This window comes from Aliterella sp. E5.1 (genome assembly GCF_057473825.1).
The window spans coordinates 1-7,253 of the sequence record NZ_JBYCCV010000143.1 but is presented as its reverse complement, the minus strand read 5'-3'; the positions used below and the strand labels follow the sequence as shown (position 1 = coordinate 7,253).

The 7,253-nt window shown below is 45.0% G+C and carries 7 protein-coding genes and 1 pseudogene; 3 read left to right on the top strand and 5 right to left on the bottom strand.

Going from position 1 to position 7,253, the window contains the following annotated elements; genetic code table 11:
- Positions 1–190 precede the first annotated feature (190 nt).
- From AC2VE5_RS23255 to AC2VE5_RS23245, 3 genes are read left to right on the top strand one after another with little or no spacing between them, the layout of a single operon-like run.
- Positions 191–376 (top strand): hypothetical protein, encoded by a 186-nt coding sequence (locus tag AC2VE5_RS23255; protein ID WP_486890037.1) that lies wholly within the window; start codon positions 191–193, stop codon positions 374–376.
- Between the two features lie 33 nt (positions 377–409).
- A complete protein-coding gene (locus tag AC2VE5_RS23250; RefSeq protein ID WP_486890036.1) occupies positions 410–634 on the top strand; it encodes a FitA-like ribbon-helix-helix domain-containing protein in 225 nt (74 codons plus the stop codon).
- Complete coding sequence (locus tag AC2VE5_RS23245) at positions 634–1,026, top strand: type II toxin-antitoxin system VapC family toxin (protein ID WP_486890035.1); 393 nt, start codon at positions 634–636, stop codon at positions 1,024–1,026. The genes AC2VE5_RS23250 and AC2VE5_RS23245 overlap by 1 nt, the downstream gene beginning before the upstream one ends.
- Before the next feature lie 24 nt (positions 1,027–1,050).
- Here AC2VE5_RS23245 and AC2VE5_RS23240 read toward each other — a convergent pair whose 3' ends face one another.
- The 5 genes and pseudogenes from AC2VE5_RS23240 to AC2VE5_RS23220 all read right to left on the bottom strand — a co-directional run.
- Positions 1,051–1,173 (bottom strand): hypothetical protein, encoded by a 123-nt coding sequence (locus AC2VE5_RS23240; protein WP_486890034.1) that lies wholly within the window; start codon positions 1,171–1,173, stop codon positions 1,051–1,053.
- A 56-nt stretch (positions 1,174–1,229) separates the two neighbouring features.
- On the bottom strand, positions 1,230–1,745 hold the full coding sequence (locus AC2VE5_RS23235) for a DUF1579 domain-containing protein (RefSeq protein ID WP_486890033.1): 516 nt from the start codon (positions 1,743–1,745) through the stop codon (positions 1,230–1,232).
- Positions 1,746–1,848: 103 nt separating this feature from the next.
- Complete coding sequence (locus AC2VE5_RS23230; RefSeq protein WP_486890032.1) at positions 1,849–2,262, bottom strand: VOC family protein; 414 nt, start codon at positions 2,260–2,262, stop codon at positions 1,849–1,851.
- 310 nt (positions 2,263–2,572) lie between these two features.
- Positions 2,573–7,162, bottom strand: coding sequence for a DUF6908 domain-containing protein (locus AC2VE5_RS23225; RefSeq protein ID WP_486890038.1), 4,590 nt, complete (start codon positions 7,160–7,162; stop codon positions 2,573–2,575).
- Positions 7,137–7,253: pseudogene (locus AC2VE5_RS23220) on the bottom strand (IS630 family transposase); the annotation flags it as partial. The gene AC2VE5_RS23225 and the pseudogene AC2VE5_RS23220, both read right to left, overlap by 26 nt.

Below are 7,253 nucleotides of genomic sequence, written 5' to 3'. Positions count from 1 at the left end.
CACACTGCAAGATAATTTCGGACTGGTAATGCCGCCATTTGAATGGAGCTTTAGGATTCATTAGAGGCAGGCAGAATTATTTTCTCTAGCAGCATTATTTTAGCCTACCATTTTTTGCAACACAACCATAAAAGGCAAGGTTAGAATTAAAATCAACGCTGAAATCAACTTTAGTAGCGCCTAGGAAAAAATGGATAGACCAGACACACCAATGGCTACAGTCTATATTAAGGGCGGTAAAGATGTGCAAATTCCTATCGAAGAACTAGCAGATTATCTTCATGATAATGCCGACAAAATTGAGACTCGTCACCTTCAAAGGCGTGGTCTACCCAGGAGAATAGAAGGTAGCAATGACAGCAATTTGCCAGCATAATTATAAGTATATCTTTCGAGACTAAGAAGCAAAATGGCAACAATTACGATTCGGAATGTGCCGGAGGAATTGGTCGAGCGCATCAAACGGCTTGCAGAACATAAGGGAATTTCAATGGAACAGGAAGTCCGCGATTTGCTACAAAGCCGTTATGTACAACGCAGCGCAGCGATTGAACGTATTCGCCAGCGTTGGGAAACTTTACCACTTCAATCTGCCAGCCAACTGCAAGAGTGGAAAGAGCAAGGGCGACCTTAATGGTGATTGATACGATGGTATTTGCCTACGCGCTATTAAGGGTAGAATGTCAGTACAATCAGGCAATAACAGCTTTAGAAACAGCAGAGCAAATAATAGTGCCAGATTCGTTATTTGCCGAATTAGGCAACGTAGTATGGCAGTGGATTCAGTTTCGGCAATTACCGATTGAAACGGGGCTAGAGGTGCTAAAAGATGCAGAGGCTTTGATAGATAAGGTGATCCCTAGCGCTTATATTCGAGAGGTTGCTTTAGAGTTAGCAGTCCGGGCAAGCCATCCATTTTACGATGCGCTATTTATAGCAGCCGCAATTAGGGAGCAGGTTCAAGTCCTGACGTTCGACCGTAAACTGGCAGAGAAGTTTCCCGCTCAAGTGCAGCTTCTGCAATAAGCGAATTAGAGCGCGGGTTATTGATTATTCTGATTCAGTTTGCTCTACCAAATGTCGGAATGCAATTATTGGCATCTGCTTTTCTATATCTGTAAAAAAGCGATCGCTTACAGCAATTAGCTTTACCTTGCCAATTGCTGTAAACACCCCATAGGTAGAACGGAGACTAAAGAACTCGCTTTCACGAGTCTTTTAGCATTCTGCTATTTCTTGCGCTGATAGTTCACAGTCATAAATTGATGCCATTGTCCGTCATCACTCAGGAAATGGGAGGTCATCACCCGCCGATCGTCGCTCTTGAACTCAATGATATCTCTATACTTTCCTATCTTCCCTTCACCAGTCATTGAGGGACCCTCTGAGTTGAGCGTCAATACGTTTTTAGCTGCGTCTAGTTCGCCATCGTACAGCCAGAGATAAGACATCATCGACCCTACCCAGGAGCCTATATACCTCTGTTTCTGAGGGTCGTAGCCGATTGTCATCATAGTTGTTCCTTCACCGCCACCAGGCATCTCGCCTTGCCCCTCCGCCACAATCCAAAGACCGCCGAGCGATCGCACGCTCTCGGTTCCCGTTACCTGTTCGGGAGGTCGATCCGCTCCCATATTCGCCTCGGTTTCACAAGTCCATTCACCAACAAGTTTTTGTAGCCACTGGTGTTCCTTTTGGGGTTCCGCTTGCATTGCTTGTTCTTGTTGTGTATTAGTTGTTGCCATTGTGTTATCTCCTCTGTTTTGCAATTACTAAACTGGAGCTAAATTGTCACGAGCCTCAATCTTGAAATTTTTTCTCCACTGCACCATAGAGTGGTCAGGCAGATTATCCGCAGTTAATCATCCAGGGTGTGCCAAATTGATCGACTAACATCCCGAACCCATTAGCCCAGAAGGTTTGCTGGAGTGGCATCTGGACTTTCCCGTTTTCTGCCAAGGTATGAAAGAGCCGCTCTGCTTCTGCTAAATTGTCAACGTTCAACGATACGGAAAAGCCTTTTGGTTGTTCGTAGTGTTCAGATGGGCTGTCAGAACCCATCAAATCCCAATCGCCTACAGTCAAATGAACGTGCATGATTTTGTCGTGCAATTTTGGTGATACCTGGTCTGCCATTGGCGACTCCTTGGGTGTCTCTGCGTAAGTCATCATCGCTGCAATGTTGCCACCTAAGCACTGTTCGTAGAACTTAAACGCTGCTTCACATTGTCCGTTAAACATCAAATAAGGATTCAATTTCATGGTGTTCTCCTGGGATTGATTGCGATTAGGAAATGCGTCTTCTGAAATGATGGAACGATTCAGAACCCATTAGTAGTTCAATTGTACTATAAAGGGGTTGCCAATAAGGTAAATTTATCTTAAGCAAAATCTGATTGCCCTCAATCATGCCATCGATCTGAGGCGTTCTTCGAGGTGGTTTAGGGTAGCGACAAGCAATGGAACACGAAACCTGCTTAAACCTGTAATATCTAAAAGATGATTTACTTGGTGCGTTATATGCTTAATTAAACTGGGAAATAGGGTGTACAGTGACTGAATTAGCAACCAATTAGGATAACCCAGCCTGTCGAGCGCTGGAAATCTGGCTACGAGCGAAGTCTTGCCGTTCTGCCTTGGGAATGCTACTTAGACGCTCTTGCAACTGAGGCGACTGTAAGCCCTTGGCAAGATTCCGCATCTCAACTGTTTGAGGTGATTTATCCCATAGTTGATAAGCCCTTTCAAGTTTATTCCATTGACCTAATTGATTTTCTCTTTGCTGTAAATGTGCGATCGCATTATCTAATTTATTTGCCGTCTGCTCCACCTGGGCAACAGCTAAATCGTACTTGCCATTCCAACTACGAAAGGGACTTTTTTGCATCGCTTCAACGGTGGCTAACTGTTCTGATTGTTGTCTTCCTAAAGCGTTGATATGGTCTGTAATCTGCTTAATCTCAGAGTTAACTTTTTGTCGGTCAGCTTGGGCTGGAGGGCTAGGTGGAGGAGAGTTTAAGTAGTTGGTGATATTTTGGCTAAGAGCGAGCAAATCTTTGTCCGTCAAATTGCCTAATTGCTCAACTACCATTAATTGCTTGTAGTGCGCCTGGAAATCTGCTGTCATGACTTCAATAGCTCTGTCTGTTAATGGTTCTCCCTGTTTGAAATTATTTCCAGTTTGAGAAATTCGGTCAAGATGTTTTTGGGATTTGCCTAATTCTCTTGCGGCTCTATACCAATCCCGCAGCATATTTAGCGATGGGCTAGAAGATTTGAGGGTAGCAAGCATTTCGTCAGTCCGCTTATCAACGCGCTCTACTACTTGCTGAAAAAGCTGCATGGGGTCTACTGTCTCTGTCGCACTTGTCGCAGGCTCTCTAGAAGGCACGGGAGAAGTAAACCTTTCGCTAGAAGATTCTTTGTTTATTGGTGGCGCTTCCACCTGTGTAGTATTTGCAACAGTCTCATTAACACTTTGTACAGATTCTTTTACTTGGCTTGCAGTCAAAGTCGGCTCTTTTTCTACTTTGGCTGTACTTTGAGGTACAGGCTTAAGTTCGGTGGCAGGAGTTGGGTTTAATCCAATATCAAACAAGCTTAACTGGACTCCTTGAGGTGCTTCAATTTGAACTTGAGAGTTGGGAGAAGACTTCAAGGATGATTTAGGTTTAGCTGATTCTTCAGTTACTGCCTGTGGAGGTGGCAACGATGACTCTACAGCTTTTTGTACTGACGGATGACTAACCACAGTTGCGACGGTGGGTGCTTGCTCCAAGGGCTGCTCGTTAGATTTTGTAGTAACGGCAGGTACTTGTTCTAACTGTTGGTCAGCTTCTATATGCTGTAGATTTTCTATCTGTATTGGGCTTTGTTCTTGACCTGGTGCTGGTTGATTTAGATTCTCAACCTCTACTGAAGCTGGTTCCTGTACCGATGCTGACTGTTGTTTCGTTTGACTCGCTGATAGTGCAGCTTTGTCAAACCCTTGCTCTATCAGGTTACGAGAGAATATTTGACCAAAAGAGCGATCGGCATTAGTGCGATACTCCCCACCCGTTAAAGGATTCTGACTAGCCGTTTGTGTCAGAGTTAATTGTCCTTGGGCAGAAACATTAAAAACCATTTCCGCATCCAGAAACAAATCCCCATAATTATCAGTAAGGTAATGAGTTAAGTACAGTTCTTTTCCATGTCGTTCAATTGATAGAGGGGTGTAAGGAGCATTTTCAACCTTGAGATGAAAGCTATCACCTTGAAGAACCTCTACGGCTAATCCCGCCTGGTGTAGTAATTTAGCAATATTTTTCTCCGCCGCGCCCTGTTGGTTTTTTGGCTCAAGTATTTGTTTATCTGGCGAAACACTGTTTATAACTTCAGGCGTACAAGCCAGGGGAGTTGACGCTGACAGCGTAGGCACAGGGGGAGTTACCACCCTTGAACTATCTACAGTAAAATCGCCTTCAACCACAGGAATTGTCACTTTCGGGGCTGTAAACCTAGTCTCTGTGGGGGTTGTCGTACCTAAATGTGGTAAGAAGCGATCGCTTGCTATCTTCGGTTCTTCAGTAAAACCTTCGGCGTTGGACTGGGACGTAATCTCAAAAACTGGCTGTGGAGCAACACCATTTGCGTTTTGAGCAACGCGAGTAACAGGTATCCGCAGGGCATCAGGATTAATCTCATTGCACGGCTCCCAGGATGGTAATACCTGCCCTAGCATTTCTCGCGCTACATCTTTATAGTTGGCAGCCCCCAAACCCCATTTAGACTCTAGGTAAGCTAAGACCTCATCAGTTTTATCTGCACCGACGGTGACAGTCATAATCCCCTGGGATTTAGTCTTATTTCCTTCCCTTACCGACTCGGTTTTACTGGTGAAGTCCCCGGTCAGTTGCAATAATCCTTCATTCTTGAAATATATCCCGCCCTCAGCAGTGGCTTTAGGAGTTTTGATAATAATTCCACCAATATTACTTGGTTTAATGTCAGCAATAACAGTTAGATTTTCGTCTTCAGTTTTAACAAGCCCCACTTTTTGCGTCTTGTCAAAAAACTGCTTGATTTGCTTTACCTCCTTGAGCATGACAGGCTTGATGTTCATGTCTATAGCTGGGTCAAAGCCGCGACGCAGCAAATAAACTGGGTGAACTTGCCCCTGATTATCGCTAACTTGGGCAAATTTCCCCGTTAGCTCCGTAGCCATGACTTGTCCACTCACTAGATAACGTTTTTCTTTAGCTTCGCTTTGTCGTTGGTCAAACAGGTCATAAATCGAAACTTCTTGCTTGAGGTTCACAAAACTAGCCGCCGTTTCTACTGGTTCAAGAGTTTGACTGCCGCCCTTCGATAAATTCTTTAACCCGATAGATAACGAACGCACCCCATCAACAACTAATAGCTTTACTTTCCAATTAATAGGGGCAGCAGGGTTGTTTGCCTTATTTTTCTGCTCTACCGCCGTCACTACGCCGTACAGGTAGTTTTTAGTTTTGTTGTCCATCAGGCGTACTGGTTGCCCAACGGGAAACTGTTGAAGCAAGGCGCTAGTCTCAGCTAACGATTCCTTGATACTTCGCTGCTCTTTATCCTGCTGAAAACTCTTACTATTTACATCAAGTTTGGCTTTATTAGTTTGAGTCTGTAACTTGTCAATCTTTGGTGCAAGCTGCTCTAACTGGGTGTTGAGTTTAGCAGATAATTCTACGTCTTTTGAAGACACCGCAGTATCAAGGCTTTGCTGTAAACTACTTTGTTCCTCTAATCCTGCACTGAGCCTCTGTTGAAATTTCTCTACTTTCTCACTTGCTAGAGCTATTCCCGCCTCGCTCAAAGCCTTTTGCCGAGCTAAAAATTCTCCTACGCTTCCACTTAATTGTTCTACCAATTGAGTTGTTACTTCTTTGCCTTTTTCTCGAACATCGAATAAGGTGCGGTCGCTCTGGTTATTAACTGACTCAAACCCCAATTCCCGACGCACGGCATTAATAACTTGCTCCGTCGTATTAGGTTTCGCGCCCGTCTTTGCTTGAACTTCGACTAGGTAAGCGGGTTTAGTAAAAGGACTATCAACATTGGGATTCCCAGGATTAAGGACTAGCCGCGATACTGGCTCCGCTTGCAAATCTAGCTTCTGTGCCTCTAATTCGTTCTCACCTAGGGCAATTTTCTGGGTTAGTAACTCCTTATAGTCAGAGGTTAAAGTCTCATAAAGCCATGCTTGTCTTGCCAAGGACGGATAGGGTTGCTCCTCTGTTGGGGGAGCATTACTGGTGAGCATTACTGCCCGTCCCGTAACTTTTTGGATTGCTTTAGGGTCTTTAAATCCATCAACGCCACTTAGGGGAAAATCTAAATCCTCATGAAGCTCTGGGTTTTGCTCCATCAAGTTCTGTGCCACTTCATTGCCGTAGTCGTTGATGAAGTCGGGCATTTCCGCTAAACCGAAGCTGGAGGAGCTATTACCCGTAGTGTTAGCTTTAAGATGGCTCATCTTCTTCATCAAGATCGCCACCGCTCTTTCTTCCGTAGGCAAATCTTGCCCTACTACTAGCTTAAATACTGGCAAGCCAAAAGTGCCAGGGTACTGCCCCCACATCGGTTGTCCTTTTTCATCTAGCTTGTCAGGAGGATGAATTGCTGGGTTAACTTGTCCGCTCCGGTGGCTGCGACCGATGGATTGCTCCACTTGGTTAACGTCCAGATGGGGTTGAACAATGTACATTACTCGCTGTCTCTGGTCAGCTACAGTCCGGGAGGCGTGGAGGGAGTAGCCAGTAGTAGAGTTGGTAATCACCGCGTCCACTCTACCGTTTTGAAAGTCGTCCATCACCTGCTTTTTTTGAGCCGTGCCGCGCTCTCTAGTTTGGTAAGTGACTACCCCCGATGCCAGGTCTTGAGCCGAGCCGTACTTGAGAATATGGCTGCGCCCAGTTATTTCACCAATAGAATGCCCCGCGTCTTCAATTTTCTGCTTAATGTAGTCAATTGGTGAGATTGGTAACTTGCTCCAGTCGGCGGAGGCGATCGCTCTTTCTGCCCTATTGAAAGCCGCTACACCCTCTAGTCCCAATTCTGTATCGGTTAAGCGGTGAGTGCGAGTTACTTGCTTTCCCGTTAGCTCATCTATAGCAATCCTAGGTGGGTTGTGGAAAGACAGCATACTCAAATAACTTTGGGAAGTTAAAGGTTCGACCGTGAGTTACAAGTTCAAACAGGAGTTTGACAAGAAAAAAGGAATCACACAGGTGGTA